Source organism: Actinomadura sp. WMMB 499 (genome assembly GCF_008824145.1).
Lineage (GTDB): Bacteria > Actinomycetota > Actinomycetes > Streptosporangiales > Streptosporangiaceae > Spirillospora.
Genome location: NZ_CP044407.1, coordinates 3,418,083 through 3,432,462 on the forward strand (window position 1 = coordinate 3,418,083; position 14,380 = coordinate 3,432,462).

At 72.7% G+C, this 14,380-nt stretch carries 11 protein-coding genes; 3 read left to right on the forward strand and 8 right to left on the reverse strand.

Translation table 11 applies throughout. The features are described from left to right. Position 1: 1 nt before the first annotated feature. Genes F7P10_RS14875 through F7P10_RS14885 form a run of 3 tightly spaced genes read right to left on the reverse strand, consistent with a single transcriptional unit; the run spans position 2 to position 3,692 of the window. Entirely contained in the window at positions 2–1,714 is a 1,713-nt protein-coding gene (locus F7P10_RS14875; protein ID WP_151009888.1) for a class I adenylate-forming enzyme family protein, read from the reverse strand. Positions 1,715–1,734: 20 nt separating this feature from the next. Then, positions 1,735–2,904 (reverse strand): CaiB/BaiF CoA-transferase family protein, encoded by a 1,170-nt coding sequence (locus F7P10_RS14880; protein WP_151009889.1) that lies wholly within the window; start codon positions 2,902–2,904, stop codon positions 1,735–1,737. Then, positions 2,901–3,692, reverse strand: a complete 792-nt coding sequence (locus F7P10_RS14885; RefSeq protein ID WP_151009890.1) for a crotonase/enoyl-CoA hydratase family protein — start codon at positions 3,690–3,692, stop codon at positions 2,901–2,903. Before F7P10_RS14885 ends, F7P10_RS14880 begins: the two co-directional genes overlap by 4 nt. Before the next feature lie 196 nt (positions 3,693–3,888). Here F7P10_RS14885 and F7P10_RS14890 point away from each other — a divergent pair, with 196 nt between their 5' ends. Both F7P10_RS14890 and F7P10_RS14895 read left to right on the forward strand, forming a co-directional pair. Further along, complete coding sequence (locus F7P10_RS14890; RefSeq protein ID WP_151009891.1) at positions 3,889–4,794, forward strand: LysR family transcriptional regulator; 906 nt, start codon at positions 3,889–3,891, stop codon at positions 4,792–4,794. Positions 4,795–4,968: 174 nt separating this feature from the next. Beyond that, on the forward strand, positions 4,969–6,579 hold the full coding sequence (locus F7P10_RS14895) for a long-chain-fatty-acid--CoA ligase (protein WP_254716608.1): 1,611 nt from the start codon (positions 4,969–4,971) through the stop codon (positions 6,577–6,579). 54 nt (positions 6,580–6,633) lie between these two features. Here F7P10_RS14895 and F7P10_RS14900 read toward each other — a convergent pair whose 3' ends face one another. From F7P10_RS14900 to F7P10_RS14915, 4 genes are all read right to left on the reverse strand, one after another. Continuing rightward, entirely contained in the window at positions 6,634–7,518 is an 885-nt protein-coding gene (locus F7P10_RS14900) for a LysR family transcriptional regulator (RefSeq protein WP_151009892.1), read from the reverse strand. Between the two features lie 47 nt (positions 7,519–7,565). Further along, complete coding sequence (locus F7P10_RS14905; protein WP_151009893.1) at positions 7,566–8,330, reverse strand: SDR family NAD(P)-dependent oxidoreductase; 765 nt, start codon at positions 8,328–8,330, stop codon at positions 7,566–7,568. A 75-nt stretch (positions 8,331–8,405) separates the two neighbouring features. Further along, complete coding sequence (locus tag F7P10_RS14910; RefSeq protein ID WP_151009894.1) at positions 8,406–9,539, reverse strand: acetyl-CoA C-acyltransferase; 1,134 nt, start codon at positions 9,537–9,539, stop codon at positions 8,406–8,408. Positions 9,540–9,684: 145 nt separating this feature from the next. Beyond that, positions 9,685–10,272 carry a TetR/AcrR family transcriptional regulator gene (locus F7P10_RS14915; RefSeq protein WP_151009895.1) on the reverse strand — a complete coding sequence of 196 codons (588 nt, stop codon included), beginning with the start codon at positions 10,270–10,272 and terminating at the stop codon, positions 9,685–9,687. A 166-nt stretch (positions 10,273–10,438) separates the two neighbouring features. On the opposite strand from F7P10_RS14915, the gene F7P10_RS14920 reads away from it, so the two are divergent. Then, entirely contained in the window at positions 10,439–12,874 is a 2,436-nt protein-coding gene (locus F7P10_RS14920; protein WP_151009896.1) for a glycoside hydrolase family 2 TIM barrel-domain containing protein, read from the forward strand. A gap of 199 nt (positions 12,875–13,073) precedes the next feature. Here the strand turns inward: F7P10_RS14920 and F7P10_RS14925 are convergent, their stop codons facing one another. Next, positions 13,074–14,291, reverse strand: a complete 1,218-nt coding sequence (locus F7P10_RS14925; protein WP_151009897.1) for an alpha/beta fold hydrolase — start codon at positions 14,289–14,291, stop codon at positions 13,074–13,076. Positions 14,292–14,380 lie beyond the last annotated feature (89 nt).

The following is a 14,380-nucleotide window of genomic DNA, read 5'->3' on the forward strand; positions in this document are numbered from 1 at the left end:
TTCAGCGACCGGTCGCGATCCGAGCGCGCAGCTCGGCCTTGACGACCTTCCCGGCGGGTGAAGTGGGCAGCGCGCCGACGACATGCACCGCGCGGATCCTCTTGTACGGAAGGACGCGCTCGGCGACGAAGGCCATCACCTCGTCCGGGTCGACCCGCGCGCCGGGACGCGGCACGACGAACGCGACCGGCTCCTGCCCGACGCGCGGGGCGGAACGGGCCACGACCGCCGCCCGCGCCACGCCGGGATGGCCGTGCAGGACGTCCTCCAGCTCACGGGGATAGACGTTGTAGCCCTTGTAGATGAGCATGTCCTTGGCGCGGTCGGCGACGAAGACGAAGCCCTCCTCGTCGACGTGCCCGACGTCTCCCGTGCGCAGCCAGCCGTCGGTGAACTGTTCGGCGGTGACCTCCGGCGCGTTCAGGTAGCCCGCCGTGACCTGGGGGCCGCGCACCCACAGCTCGCCGGTCTCGTTCGGGCCCAGCACGTCCGCGCCCCCGCCGACCGGGCGGATCCGCACCGTGGTGCCGGGCACCGGCAGGCCGACGCTGCCGGGGCTGCGCCTGCCGCCGCGCAGCAGCGGCGTGGCGGCCACCAGGCACGTCGCCTCGGTCATGCCGTACCCCTCGCTGAGCATCGCGCCGGGGAAGGCGGCGCCGAGCGCCCGCAGGGCGGCCGCGTCGATCGGGGCGGCTCCCGAAGAGATCACCTGGACCGAGGACAGGTCGCGGTCGCCCAGCTCGGGGCTGTCCAGCAGCGCGTGCCACATGGCCGGGCTGCCGGTGACGTAGGTGGCGCGGTGGTCCTCGATCGCCTCCAGCAGGCGCTCGGGCGAGAACCGGCCGGTGAACACCACGGTCGTCCCGCACAGCAGCAGGAAGTTCAGGTGGATGAGCGCGTGCGCGTGGAACAGCGGAGGCACCATCACCGTGACGGCGTCCCCGGGGCGCACCCCGGCGTCGGGCAGGCCGGGGATCGGATCGAGCCGCAGGGCGCCGTTCCCGGTCACGGCGACCAGGTGGGCGGCGCGCCAGGCGGTCATCTGGACGGCGTTGGCGACCACGTTGCGGTGCAGGACCCTTACGCCCTTCGGGACGCCGGTGGTGCCGCCCGTGTAGGCGATGTGGGCCACGTCGTCCGCGCCGACGGTGATCCGCGGGGCGGCGGCGGGCCGTCCGTCGGTCATGCCGGCGAGGTCGACCCGGCCGGCCGGCAGGTCGGCCATGTCGGCGAGATCCACGGTCGCGGTCCCGGCCGGCGGGTCCCCGGCGGAGGGCGCGCACGCGCTCGGCGGGACGAGCACGATCGTCCGCAGGTCCGACCGGTCGTTCCGCGGGGCCGCGGCCTCCAGGAGCGCGCCGACGTGGGCGGGATGGCTGACGGCCAGGACCGCGCCGGTGTCGTCGAGCTGGGCGCGCAGGCCCGGCGCGGGCTGCAACGGGTTGGCCGGCGACACGGTCGCCCCGGCGAGCAGCGCCCCGTAGTAGGCGACGGGGAACCACACGCTGTTGGACAGATGCAGGAGGACGACGTCGCCGTCGCGGACGCCGGTGTCGCGCACGGCGCGCGCGAATCCGGCGGCGTGCGCGTGCAGTTGGGCGAACGTGAGCCGCTCGGCGCCGTCCACGACGGCCACCCGGTCGCCGTACAGCCTCGCCGCGGCGGCGAACAGCTCTCCCGCGCTCAGCCGGGGATGGTCCAGCGAGGTCGGCATGCCCTCAGGCCAGTACGCGTTCAGCTCACGACCCCTTCCGCCAGCAGCTTGTCGATGTCCTCGGGAGGGTGTCCCAGCTCGGACAGCAGCGCCCGGGTGTCCCCGCCCGGGACCGGTGCGGGCGACGGAGTCGCGCACGGGGTGCCGGCGAACCGGGGCGCGGGTGCCGGGTGGATCGCGCCGGAGGAGTCGGTGAAGAAGCTCCCCCGGTCGGCGTTGTGCGGGTGCGCGAGCACCTCGTCCATCGTGAGCACGGGCGTGACGCAGGCGTCGATGCCGGCGAACCGCGCGGTCCACTCGTCGCGCGTGGCGCTCCGGAAGGCCTCCGTGAAGACGTCCCGCATCGCCGGCCAGGTGCTCGGGTCCCGCTGGGCGGCCAGGTCGATCCGGTCGGCGACGCCGAGCACGTCGACGAGGCCGGCGAAGAACCCGGCCTCGATGGCGCCCACGGCCACGTACCGTCCGTCGGCGCACTCGTAGCTGTCGTAGAAGGGGGCGCCGCCGTCGAGCACGTTCGCGCCCCGGTCGACGGTCCACGCCCCGCCCGCCAGCCGACCGAAGATCATCGACATCAGCAGGCCGGAGCCCTCGACCATCGCCGCGTCGACGGTCTGGCCGCGCCCCGTCGCCCGGGCGTTCAGCACCGCGGCCAGCACCCCGAGGGCCAGCAGCATGCCGCCGCCCCCGAAGTCGCCCACCAGGTTGAGCGGCGGGACGGGCGGCCGCCCGGGCCGGCCGATCGCGCCCAGCGCGCCGGACAGGGCGATGTAGTTGATGTCGTGGCCGGCCCGGGCCGCCAGCGGCCCGTCCTGCCCGAAGCCGGTCATGCGGCCGAACACCAGCCGCGCGTTGCGCTCGGCCAGCGTCGGGGGATCGAAGCCCAGGCGCTCGGCCACGCCCGGCCGGAAGCCCTCCAGCACCGCGTCCGACCGGTCGATCAGGGCGTGCACGACGGCGGCGCCGCGCGGGTCCTTCAGGTCGGCGATCAGGGAACGGCGCCCGCGGTCGAGCACCGGGTTCGGGGGCGTGTCCCGGTCTGCGGGGCGGTGCACGCGCACCACTTCGGCGCCCAGGTCGGACAGCACCATGGCGGCGAACGGGACGGGGCCGATGCCGCCGAGCTCGACGACCCTCAGCCCGGCCAGGGGACCGGGTGCGGCGCCGGGCGGCGGTCCGGCGGCGCCGCTCACCGGCCCTGCCAGTTCGGCAGGCGCTTCTCGGCGAACGCGCGGGCGCCCTCCGCGGCGTCCCGCGAGGCGATCACGGGCTCGACGATCTCGCGCTGGCGGGCGAACCGCTCGGCCTCCGGCCACTGCCCGTGCTCCCGGATCACCCGCTTGCCGGCCAGGACGGCCAGCGGGCCGTTCGCCGCGATGCGGGCGGCCAGGGCAAGCGCCTCATCCAGGGCACCGCCCTCCTCGGTGAGCCGGTTGACCAGGCCGATCTCGTAGCCGCGCGCAGCGGTGATCATGTCGCCGGTCAGGACGAGCTCCATCGCGACCTGCTCGGGGACGCGGTGCGGCAGGCGCAGCAGCGCCCCGGCCGCGGCGACCAGGCCCCGCTGGACCTCCGGTACGCCGAACCTGGCCGTCCGTGCCGCCACGACGAGATCGCACGCGAGGACGGCCTCGCAGCCGCCCGCGAGCGCGTAGCCCTCGACCGCCGCGATCAGCGGCTTCTTCGGCGGCGCCTCGGTCACCCCGGCGAACCCCCGGCCCTCGATGCCGGGCCGCTCGCCGCGCAGGAACCCCTTCAGATCCATGCCCGCGCAGAAAGTGCCGCCCGCCCCGGTGAGGACGCCGACGGACAGGTCGTCGCGGCGGTCGAGCTCGTCGAGCGCGGCGGCGATGCGCTCGGAGACCGCCCGCGTGACGGCGTTCCTCGCGTGCGGCCGGTTGATGGTGATCACGGCGACGCGCGACTCGTGCCGTACCAGCACTTCGTCGCCGACGGCCGTCGTGCTGCTCTCGGTTGTCATCTGCGGGCTCCTGAGCGGGCCGAGGAACGGGTTCGACCGGGGCGCGCCCGCCGGGCGGCGGCGCGCCGATGGCCCCGACTGCATCACCGCCGCGGCCGTCCGCACAAAGACCGGGACCCGTACGCACCTATTGACGAAACCTATGTTCAGTGGTCAGAACGGTCATGGCCCGGCGGCCGGCGCGTATCGTTCAGCCATGGATCTGCGGCTCGTCGGGTACTTCGTGGCGGTCATCGACCACGGCGGCATCACCAGGGCCGCCGAGGCGCTGTACATCGCGCAGCCCTCGCTGTCCCAGGCGATCCGCAGCCTGGAGCGCCAGCTCGGCACCGAGCTGTTCGACCGGTCCGGCCGCCGGCTCACGCTGACCGCCGACGGCCGTGCCTTCCTCGGTCCGGCGCGGCGGCTCCTCGCCGACGTCGAGAACGCCAGGAGCAGGGTGGACGCCGTCCGGGACCTGCGCACCGGACGGCTGGAGATCGCGGTGCTGTCCACGCTGTCCGCCGACCCCCTCCCCGAGCTGATCAGCGAGCTGCACCGGCGGCACCCGGGGATCCGGGTCACCGTCCTCGATCCCCTCGGGCCGTCCGATGTCGTCGGCCGGGTACGCCGTGGACAGGCCGAGCTGGGACTGACCGACTTCCCGGTGAAGAGCGAGATGGTGCGGATCCGCGAGCTCTGGGAGCAGGAGATCGTCCTCGCCCTGCCACCGGACCTGGCCGCCGCGCTCCCGGATCCGGTCCCGCTGGAGGCGATCGCCGAGATCCCCCTGGTGCTGGAGTCCTCGGCGGCCGATGGCCGGGCCCCCATCGACGACGTGCTGGCACGGGCCATCGGTTTCGTGGCCGTCGAGTGCGCGCACCGGCAGGCGATCTGGGAGCTGGTCATGCACGGCGCGGGCGCCACCTTCCTGCCCCGGCGGATCGCCGAGACCGAGCTGCGGAACGTCGCGGTGCGGTCCACGCTGCCGCAGGTGCGGCGTACGGTACGGGTCGTGTTCCGGTCGGGGCCGCTGTCGCCCGCGGCCACCGCGTTCCTGGACATCGCGGCGGAGCTGAGCCGGCGGCGCCCGTCTCCCCCGCCGCCGGAGGCCGGGACATAGGTTCGGCCTATGGGACGATGCGCCGTTCCGTCTTTGCGCCATGGCCCGCGGGGTGATCGACTCTCGGCAGCATGCCCTGGCCCCGACGCGAAGGAGAGTCGAGATGAACGGTGCCTCCCGATCCCATCGGCCGGCGGTCCGACCGACCGGGCGGCGTCCCCACGGGCGGGTGCGGTGACGGCGGCGCCGGTCCCCGGCTTCGCGGGCATGACGATCAGCGACCAGCTCGCCCGGCACGCCCGTTCCACCCCCGGTGCCGTGGCACTGCGCATGGACGGTGCCGAACGTACCTACGGCGACCTGGACGAGCGGACCGACCGGCTCGCGGACGCCCTCCGGGCCCGCGGCGTCTGGGAGGGCGACCGCGTCGCCGTGATGACGTTCAACCGGCTGGAAATGGTCGAGGTCTTCTTCGCCTGCGCCCGGGTGGGCGCCGTCTGCGTACCGATCAACTTCCGGCTGCAGGCCGAGGAGGTGGCCTACCAGCTGTCCGACAGCGGAGCCGTCCTCGCGGTCGTCGAAGCCGCGCTCGCCTCGACCTTCGAGCGGGCGTGGAAGCGCGCGCCGACGGTCCGGCGCTGCCTCGTGGTCGGCGGGGCCGGCGAGGCGGCCGGGGGCATGGAGCGCCGCGAGATGGAACGCTACGAGGAGGCGCTGCGCGAGGCACCCGAGACCGCGTCCGACACGGCGGCCGACCTCTTCGCGCCCGCGTTCATCATGTACACGTCCGGCACCACGGGACGCCCCAAGGGAGCGGTGCTCACGCACTACAACCTCTTCGTCCAGACCACGAGCCGGATCGCCCACATCGGCCTGCCGAGCGATTGCCGCTGCTGGCTGATCAGCACACCGCTCTTCCACATCGCGGGCCTGGCGGCCCTGCTGTCGAGCGTCCTGCTCGGCGCGCGGTCGGTGATCACCGGTTCGGGTCGCTTCGACCCGGTCGAGACGCTCGATCTACTCGAACGCGAGCGCGTCGGCTACACGTTCCTCGTCCCCGCCCAGTGGCAGGCGGTCGTGGACGTCCCGGGGATCGGGGACAGGGACCTGTCGGCACTGCGGATCATCTCGTGGGGCGCGGCGCCCGCCACGAAGGACCTGCTGCGCAGGATGATCGAGACGTTCCCGGGCGCCCGGCTGCTCAGCGTGTTCGGGCAGACGGAGACCAGCGCGGTGTCGACCGTGCTGCTCGGCGAGGACGCGCTGCGCAAGATCGGGTCGGTGGGGACCCCGCTGCTCAACACGGAGGTCCGCATCGTCGACGAGCGCATGGGCGACGTGCCGCGCGGCCAGGTCGGCGAGATCGTCTACCGCGGGCCGTCGATCATGAGGGGCTACTGGAACAAGCCGGCCGAGACCGCCGACGCCTTCGCCGGCGGCTGGTTCCACTCCGGTGATCTCGTCCGCCAGGACGAGGACGGCTACATCTACGTCGTCGACCGGCTCAAGGACATGATCATCTCCGGCGGCGAGAACATCTACTCCGCCGAGCTGGAGGAGGCCCTCTCCGGCCACCCGAAGGTGGCCGAGGTCGCCGTGGTGGGCGTACCGGACGAGCGCTGGGGCGAGACGCCGCTGGCCGTCGTGGTCCCCGCCGCCGCGAACGAGCCGCCGACGGCCGAGGAGATCGAGCGCTGGTGCCGGGCCCGGCTGGCGTCGTACAAGGTGCCGCGGCACCTGACCGTGGTCGCGGAACTGCCGCGCAACGCGAGCGGGAAGGTGCGCAAGCACGAACTGCGCGAACGCGTCCGGTCCGAGGCGCCGGAGACCGCGCCGAACGGCTGACGAACCGTCCGGTCCGCGCGGTCGCGATCGGCGGCGGCCGCCGGACCGGAAGGCTCAAACGCGGTCGCCGGCCTGTGCCATCTCGACGAAGGCGCGGCCCGCCGGGGACAGCGCGGCCGAGTCGTAGACCAGCCCGTAGGTCTGGCTGATCCGCGGCTCGATGGCGCGCACCACGGCTCCCCGGGCCGCGGCGACCTCGGCCATCGACCGCTCCAGGAAGGTGGCGCCCACCCCCGCCAGGACGAGCGGCAGCCGCGCCTCGCGGTGCTCGACCACGACGGCCGGGCTGATCGGACGGCCCGCCGCGGTGACCGCCTGCGCGATCTCGCCGACCGCCTGCGACCCCTGGGGCACGGTCACCTTCGGGACGTCCGGCAGCTCCGACAGCGGCAGCGGATCGTCCGGGGGCACGGGCGAGCCGGGCGGGAGGACGAGCCGGTACTCCTGCACGCCCAGCTCGCAGACGTCCAGGCCGGAGTGGTCCATCGTCGGCAGATGGCAGACCACGATCTCGCAGTGGCCCTCCCGGATCAGGGAGGTCACCATGCCCTCGTCGCGCAGGTCGCCGATCCGGATGGAGACCCCCGGGTACTCCCTGCGGAACGCGCCGACCAGCCGCGCCACCCGATCGGCCGACAGCGGGGGCATGGCGACGATGTCCAGCCGCCCCCGCGGCCGCCCGGCCGCGTCGAGGAGCGAGCCCTCCGCGACGACGACGTCGCGGAGGATCCGGCGTGCGGGGCCGACCAGGCCGTGCCCGGCCGAGGTGAGCACCATGCCGCGCCCGATGCGGTGGAACAGGCGCACGCCGAGTTCGCGCTCCAGCCCCTGGATGGCTTGCGAGATGGTGGGCTGGGCGACCTCGAGCACCGTCGCCGCCGCGTTGATGCCGCTGTGGTCGACGACAGCGAGGAAGTACTTGAACTGGTGGAGGTCCACGGGCCCGAATGTATCCGCGGGGCGGCGGCGGGCGGACGGGCGGGCCGTCAGCGCGGTGCCATCCGGATGGCGCCGTCGAGCCGGATGGTCTCGCCGTTGAGGTAACCGTTCTCGAGGATCTGGCACGCCAGCCGCGCGTACTCCTCCGGGCGGCCGAGCCGGGCGGGGTTGGGCACGCTCGCCTCGAGCGAGGCCCGCACGTCCTCGCGCAGCCGCGCCAGCATGGGAGTGTCCATGATCCCCGGCGCGATCGTGCACACCCGGATCGACCTGCTCCCCAGGTCGCGAGCCGCGGTCAGGGTCATGCCGACGATGCCCGCCTTCGCGGCGGTGTACGGGATCTGGCCGATCTGCCCCTCGTAAGCCGCGGCCGACGCGGTCAGCACGATGGCGCCGCGCTCGCCGTCGATCTCGTCCCGGCGGGCGATGCGGGCGGCGCCCAGGCGCAGGGCGTTGAACGAGCCGATCAGGTTGAGCCTGATCACCCATTCGAAGTCCTCCAGGGAACCGGGCTCGCCGTCCCGGTCCAGCAGCCTGATCTTGCGACTGGCGCCCGCGCAGTGCACCAGGCCCCGCAAACCCCCGGACGCGTCGGCGGCGTCGAGCGCCGCCCCGAACTGGTCGGCGTCGGTGACGTCCGCCGCGACGAACCGGGCGCCGGCACCGAGTTCCCCGGCGGCCCGGGCGCCGTCGGAGGCGGGCAGGTCGATGAGGACGACCTCGCCGCCCGCCTCGACCACCCGGCGGGCCGTCGCCAGCCCGAGGCCGGACGCGCCTCCGGTGACGGCGATGGACATTCCTTCCAGACGCATGTGTGCGGGTCCCTCTCGCTTGATTTCGTGTACTGGAACGCCCATCAACGGCCTGCGTGCAATTCTCCGTGCGGCTTACAGCAGTTCGAGAATGGTGGCATTCGCCATGCCTCCCGCCTCGCACATCGTCTGCAGGCCGTACCGGATCTTCTGATCATTCATGTGGTGCACGAGGCGCGTCATCAAGACGGCGCCGGAACCGCCCAGCGGGTGCCCCACGGCGATCGCGCCGCCCAGCGGATTGAGCCGATCGTCGGCGGCTCCGGTCTCCGCCTGCCAGGCCAGCGGGACCGGCGCGAAGGCCTCGTTCACCTCGAAGGCTCCGATGTCGTCGATGCGCAGCCCGGACCTCTTGAGCACCCTGGCCGTCGCCTCGATCGGCGCGGTCAGCATGATGACCGGATCGTCGCCGGCCAGCGCGACGCCGTGCACGCGAGCGGCGGGCCGCAGGCCGCGCGCCCGGGCCGTCTCGCTCGAGGTGATGAGCAGCGCCCCCGCGCCGTCGGAGATCTGCGAGGCGTTGCCGGCGGTGATCAGGCCGTCCTCGCGGAAGGCCGGCTTCAGCCCGGCCAGGGTCTCCGCCGACGATCCGCGGCGGATGCCTTCGTCGGTCCGCAGGACCCCCGGCACGGGGGCGAGCTGCCCGTCGAGCGCGCCGGAGTCGACGGCCGCCGCCGCCCGGGCATGCGACCGTGCCGAATACTCGTCGAGCCGCCGCCGCGACAGTCCCCAGCGCCCGGCCATCATCTCCGCGCCGACACCCTGGTTGAAGCCGTCGACGCCGTAGCGTTCCAGCACCTCGTCGGGGGTGGGACGGCCGTCCCGCCCGGCCGAGCCCATGGGCACCCGGCTCATCGCCTCGACGCCGCCGGCGATCACGAAGTCGTAGTGGCCGGCGATCACTCCCGCGGCCGCGAAGTGCACCGCCTGCTGGCCGGAGCCGCACCGGCGGTCGACCGTCGTGGCGGGCACCGCCTCGGGCCAGCCCGCCGCCAGCACGGCGTTCCGGCCGATGTTGCCCGACTGGTCCCCCACCTGGCTCACGCACCCCCAGATCACGTCGTCGATCTCGGCCGGTTCCACCCCGGTGCGCCGGACGAGTTCGTTGAGAACGTGCGCCGAAAGGTGCGCGGGATGGATACCGGACAGGGCTCCGTTGCGTTTTCCGATGGGGCTGCGAACCGCATCGACGATGACCGCGTCCCTCAACGCTTCTCCTCACGTGGGTGATGCCGGTGGATCAGCCGCTCGGAACAGGCCTGCCGAGGCCATTCGAATCAATCACGCCACGTCAGATCGACACAAAGTCCTGATCGTTATCGGAGATATCACCCATACCTATGCGAGCGCGCGTTCAGGGCTGCGCGGGGCGGGCGAAGAAGCGGTCGGCGAAGAGATCCCACTGGGCGAGGAAGTCGATGTCCGGGTCGCGCAGCCAGTAGGACTGCAGGCCGTCGAGGAAGGCGAGCAGTTCCACCGCGGCCAGATCGGGGCGGGGATGCCAGGCGAGGAGGTAGCGCTCGAACATGGCGCGGCCCTCGTTCAGGCGTGCCTGGAAGTAGCCGTGCGCCGGGTGGTCGGGATTGAGCGCTTCGGCGGCCAGCACGGCGTACAGGCGCAGGATCGAACGCTGGGTGAGGTTGCGCCGCACGAAGGCGGTCATGAGGGCGCGTGCGGACGCCGGGTCCGGTGCGGGTTCCAGGCTCCCGGCGATGGTGCTGAGGTCGAGTTCGTCGCGGCGTTCAAGGACCGCGACGAGCAGGGCTTCCTTCGAGGGGAAGTGGTGGAGCATCCCTGCCTTGGTCATGCCGCAGGCGGCGGCGAACGCTTCGAGCGGGACGCCGTTGAAACCGGCGGACGCGATGAGTTCGGTGGCCGCCTTGAGGATCTCCGCGCGTCGTTGGGCGAGCGGCAGCCGGCGGCGGCCTGCGGCGGGCGGCATTTGCGAGCGGCTCCTCCGGACGGGGATTGACGCCGGTCATGCTATCGACCTACCTTATCTACGTTTTGGTAGATAAGGCGCCTCCCGCTGGACCCCCACCGCCGCCGGGCGCCTTCCACCGGATCCGCCGGACGGCGGCCTGCGGCAGCGCGAAAGGGAACAGCCCGTGATCCGTACTCCGTTCAACGACGGCTGGCAGGTTCGGACGAAGGTCAACCCCTTCACCGAGCTGATGGGCGACCCGGCCCCGTTCCGGCCCGTCACGCTGCCGCACGACGCGATGATCGAGCAGGACCGGAGGGTCCCGGACGGCGAGGCGACGATGGAGGCCGCGGCCGGCGCCCACTTCCCGGGCGGCGTCTTCGAGTACCGCAAGATCTTCTTCGTCCCGCGGGAGCACCAGGGCAGGCGGGTCTTCCTGGAATTCGAGGGCGTCTACCGGGACGCGACCGTGTACGTCAACGGGAACTACGCCGGGCAGCGCCCCTACGGCTACTCCCGCTTCCGCGTCGACGCCGGCCGCTTCCTGCGGTTCGGCCAGGACAACGAGGTCCGCGTCGAGGCCCGCGCCCACCATGACTCCCGCTGGTACTCGGGCGCGGGGATCTACCGCGACACCTGGATGCTCGTCGGCGAGGTGGTGCGGATCGGCCCCGACGGCCTGCGCGTGACCACCCCCGACATCGACCGGGAGCGGGCCGTGGTCGAGGTGGCGGCCACGATCGACAACGACTCCATCGCGATCCGCACCCTCGACCTGGTGGTCGAGATCCGCGACGCCGCCGGAACCGTCGTCGCCACCGACACCGCCGAGGTCACCGTGCTGCCGGGCGAGCCCGCCACCGTCCGGCAACGCCTGTACGTGTTCGACCCCTCGCTGTGGAGCCCGGAGTCGCCGTCCCTGTACTCCTGCGAGGTACGGCTCCTGGAGGACGGCGTCGTCGACGCCGAGAGCGCCGCTTTCGGCATCCGATCCCTGCAGCTCGACCCCCGGTTCGGGCTGCGCGTCAACGGCGAGACGGTCAAGCTGCGCGGCGCGTGCGTCCACCACGACAACGGCGTCCTCGGCGCGGCGACGTTCGCCCGCGCCGAGGAGCGGCGGGTCGAGATCCTCAAGGAGGCCGGGTTCAACGCCATCCGCATGGCCCACCACCCGATGAGCCGGGCCATGCTGGACGCCTGCGACCGCCTGGGCGTCCTGGTGATGGACGAGGCGTTCGACGTGTGGACCTCGGCCAAGAGCGACTTCGACTACAGCCTGCACTTCCCCGAATGGTGGGAACGCGATCTCGAGGCCATGGTCGCCAAGGACGTCAACCATCCCAGCGTCGTCCTGTACTCCATCGGCAACGAGATCCCCGAGACCGGCTCCCCCTCCGGCGCCGCCCTGGGACGCAGGCTCGCCGAGAAGATCCGCTCCCTGGACGGCACCCGCTACGTCACCAACGGGATCAACAACCTGCTGGCCGTGCTGCCGGACCTCGCGCAGATGGGCGGGCGGGAGGAGGGAGAGGACACCGGCATCAACACCCTCATGGCCGATGCCGGGGACATGATGAACCTCATCGGCGCCTCGGACCTGGTGACCGAACGGACGGCCGAGTCCTACGGCGTGCTGGACGTCGCGGGCATGAACTACTCCGACGCCCGCTACGCCCAGGACCGCGACCTGTTCCCCAACCGGATCATCGTCGGCACCGAAACCTTCCCCACCCGCATCGACACCAACTGGAAACTGGTCGAGCAGTACGGCCACGTCATCGGCGACTTCACCTGGACCGGCTGGGACTACCTCGGCGAGGCCGGCATCGGCCGCCCCCGGTACCGCACGTCCGGACGGTCCTCCGACCTCCTCGCCTCGTATCCGTACCTGCTGGCCGGGTGCGGCGACATCGACATCACCGGCCACCGCCGGCCCGCCTCGTACTACCGCCAGATCGTCTTCGGCCTGCGGGCCGAGCCGTTCATCGCCGTCCAACGGCCCGAACACCACGGGGAGACCTGGGCCGCCTCACCCTGGGCATGGAGCGACACCGTCGCCGGCTGGACCTGGCCCGGCTTCGAGGGCAGGCCCGTGCAGGTCGAGGTCTACAGCGCCGCCGACGAGGTGGAGCTCCTGGTCAACGGCCGCTCCCTCGGACGTGCACCGGCCGGTGGACGGCACCGGTTCCGCGCCGAGTTCGACACCGTCTACGAACCCGGCGAGCTGGTGGCCGTCGCCTACCAGGGCGGCGCCGAGACCGGACGCCACCTCCTGCGCTCGGCCACCGGCCCCGTCCGGCTGCGGGCCGAACCCGACCGGCCGGCCATCACCGCCACGCACGGCGACCTGGCCTACGTCACCCTGACCCTGACCGATGCCGAGGGGACCCTCCACACCGCGGCCGACCGCCCGGTGAGCGCGGAGGTCTCCGGAAACGGTCTCCTCGCGGGCTTCGGCAGCGCCGCCCCCTCCACCCGGGAGCGCTTCGACGCCGCCGAACACCGCACCTACGAAGGCAGGGCCCTGGCCGTCCTCCGCCCCACCGGCACCGGAGAGATCCGTCTCCGCGCGTCCGCTCCCGAATGCGAACCGGTCGAAGTCCTGATCACCGTGACGTGAGCCGGCACGGGCGCGGCGCCCGCCGCCGTAAGTCGCCCTGTCAGGTTCGAAAGTAATCTCCTCAGAGAAAACTCAGGCTTCCACCAAGCGCGCGCCCGCCGACGGCCCGATGATCGAGTCGTCCGCCCCGGTACCGAACCCGAGAGTTGAACGAGCATGTGCAGGCGCCACGCGCTACCGCCAGGCCGCGGGGCCGAGATCACTCGGTCAGGAACGCGTCGAGGCTGGACAGGAATTCGGCCCAGGCGGGTTCGGCGGCGGTGAGCAGGTGATTGCCGCTGTCCAGCAGGACGAGGCGGCTGTCGGGGATGAGCGCGGCGAGTTCGCCGGCCTGCGAGGCCGGGACCCGCGCGTCATCGCGAGAGTGCAGGATCAGCGTCGGGCAGTCCACCCGGTGGGCGATACCGGAAACGTCGATCCGGGCGAACTCCTCCAGGAAGCGCACCCCGTTGGCCGGCGACGTCGTCCGCTGCTGGAACGCGGCGAACTCCTCCCACTCCTGCGGGGTGCCGTCCGGCAGGAACTGCGAGGCGAAGACCCGCAGGAAGCTGGGATCCCGGTGGCCCCACCCCACGCGGGCCAGGTCCAGATCGAGGGCCGCCGCGTCGCGCTCTGCGTCGTCGCGGGCCCGGACGTGCCGTCCGCGCGCGTAGGCCCCGGCGAGGACCAGGCGGCTGACCCGCTCGGGATGCCGCGCGGCGTAGGCCACCGCCACCGCGCCGCCCTGCGAGACACCGAGCAGCGGGAACCGGTCGATTCCCACCGCCTCGACCACGGCCTCGAGGTCGTCGACCCAGTCGTCGAAGCCGAAGCCGGGCACCTGCCAGTCCGACAGGCCGCACCCGCGCTCGTCGTAGCGGATCAGCTGACGGTCCCGGGCGAGGCCGCTGATCCAGTGCGACCACACCGGGCTCGTCCGCTCAAGGTCGAGGTGGGTCATCCAGTTGGCCGCCTTGAGCAGCGGCGGACCCGAGCCGAGGGTGGCATAGGCGATGCGGGCGCCGTCGCCGGCCCGGCAGAACCGGATGATCTGGCCGGCGCCGCCCGGTCCTTCCGCCACCACCGACCCGGCGTCGCCCCGCTTGGGGGTTCCGGCCGGGTCCACCGTCAACGGGCCGACGAACTGGTAACCGCGCCGGTGCACGGTGCGGATCAGCCGTTGTTCGCCGCCGGTGTCCCCGACGGCGAGACGAACGGTTCGCAGCGCCGTGGTGAGCGCGGCCTCGCTGACGAACCGGTCGCCCCACACGACGTCGAGGAGCTCGTTCTTCGGCACCACCCGATCCCGGTGCGCCACCAGGTGAGACAGCAGATCAAGAGCCCGCGGCGCGACGTGCACCGGCTCGCCGGCCCGGAGAAGCCGGAAAAGCGCAGTGTCCAGTTCGTATTCACCGAAACGGTAGATGATCCCCGGCACCGATCCAGTTTACCGCGCATGGCGATCGCGTCTTTATGCGTCCGGAGACCACCCGCCCTTCAACATCCCGTGCTGTTCCGGTCGTGAGG

Excerpts from the sequence above, each read along its gene's own strand:
- F7P10_RS14875 (WP_151009888.1), bottom strand. The coding sequence starts at position 1,714 with ATGCCGACCTCGCTGGACCATCCCCGGCTGAGCGCGGGAGAGCTGTTC.
- F7P10_RS14885 (WP_151009890.1), bottom strand. The coding sequence starts at position 3,692 with ATGACAACCGAGAGCAGCACGACGGCCGTCGGCGACGAAGTGCTGGTA.
- F7P10_RS14890 (WP_151009891.1), top strand. The coding sequence starts at position 3,889 with ATGGATCTGCGGCTCGTCGGGTACTTCGTGGCGGTCATCGACCACGGC.
- F7P10_RS14905 (WP_151009893.1), bottom strand. The coding sequence starts at position 8,330 with ATGCGTCTGGAAGGAATGTCCATCGCCGTCACCGGAGGCGCGTCCGGC.
- F7P10_RS14915 (WP_151009895.1), bottom strand. The coding sequence starts at position 10,272 with ATGCCGCCCGCCGCAGGCCGCCGCCGGCTGCCGCTCGCCCAACGACGC.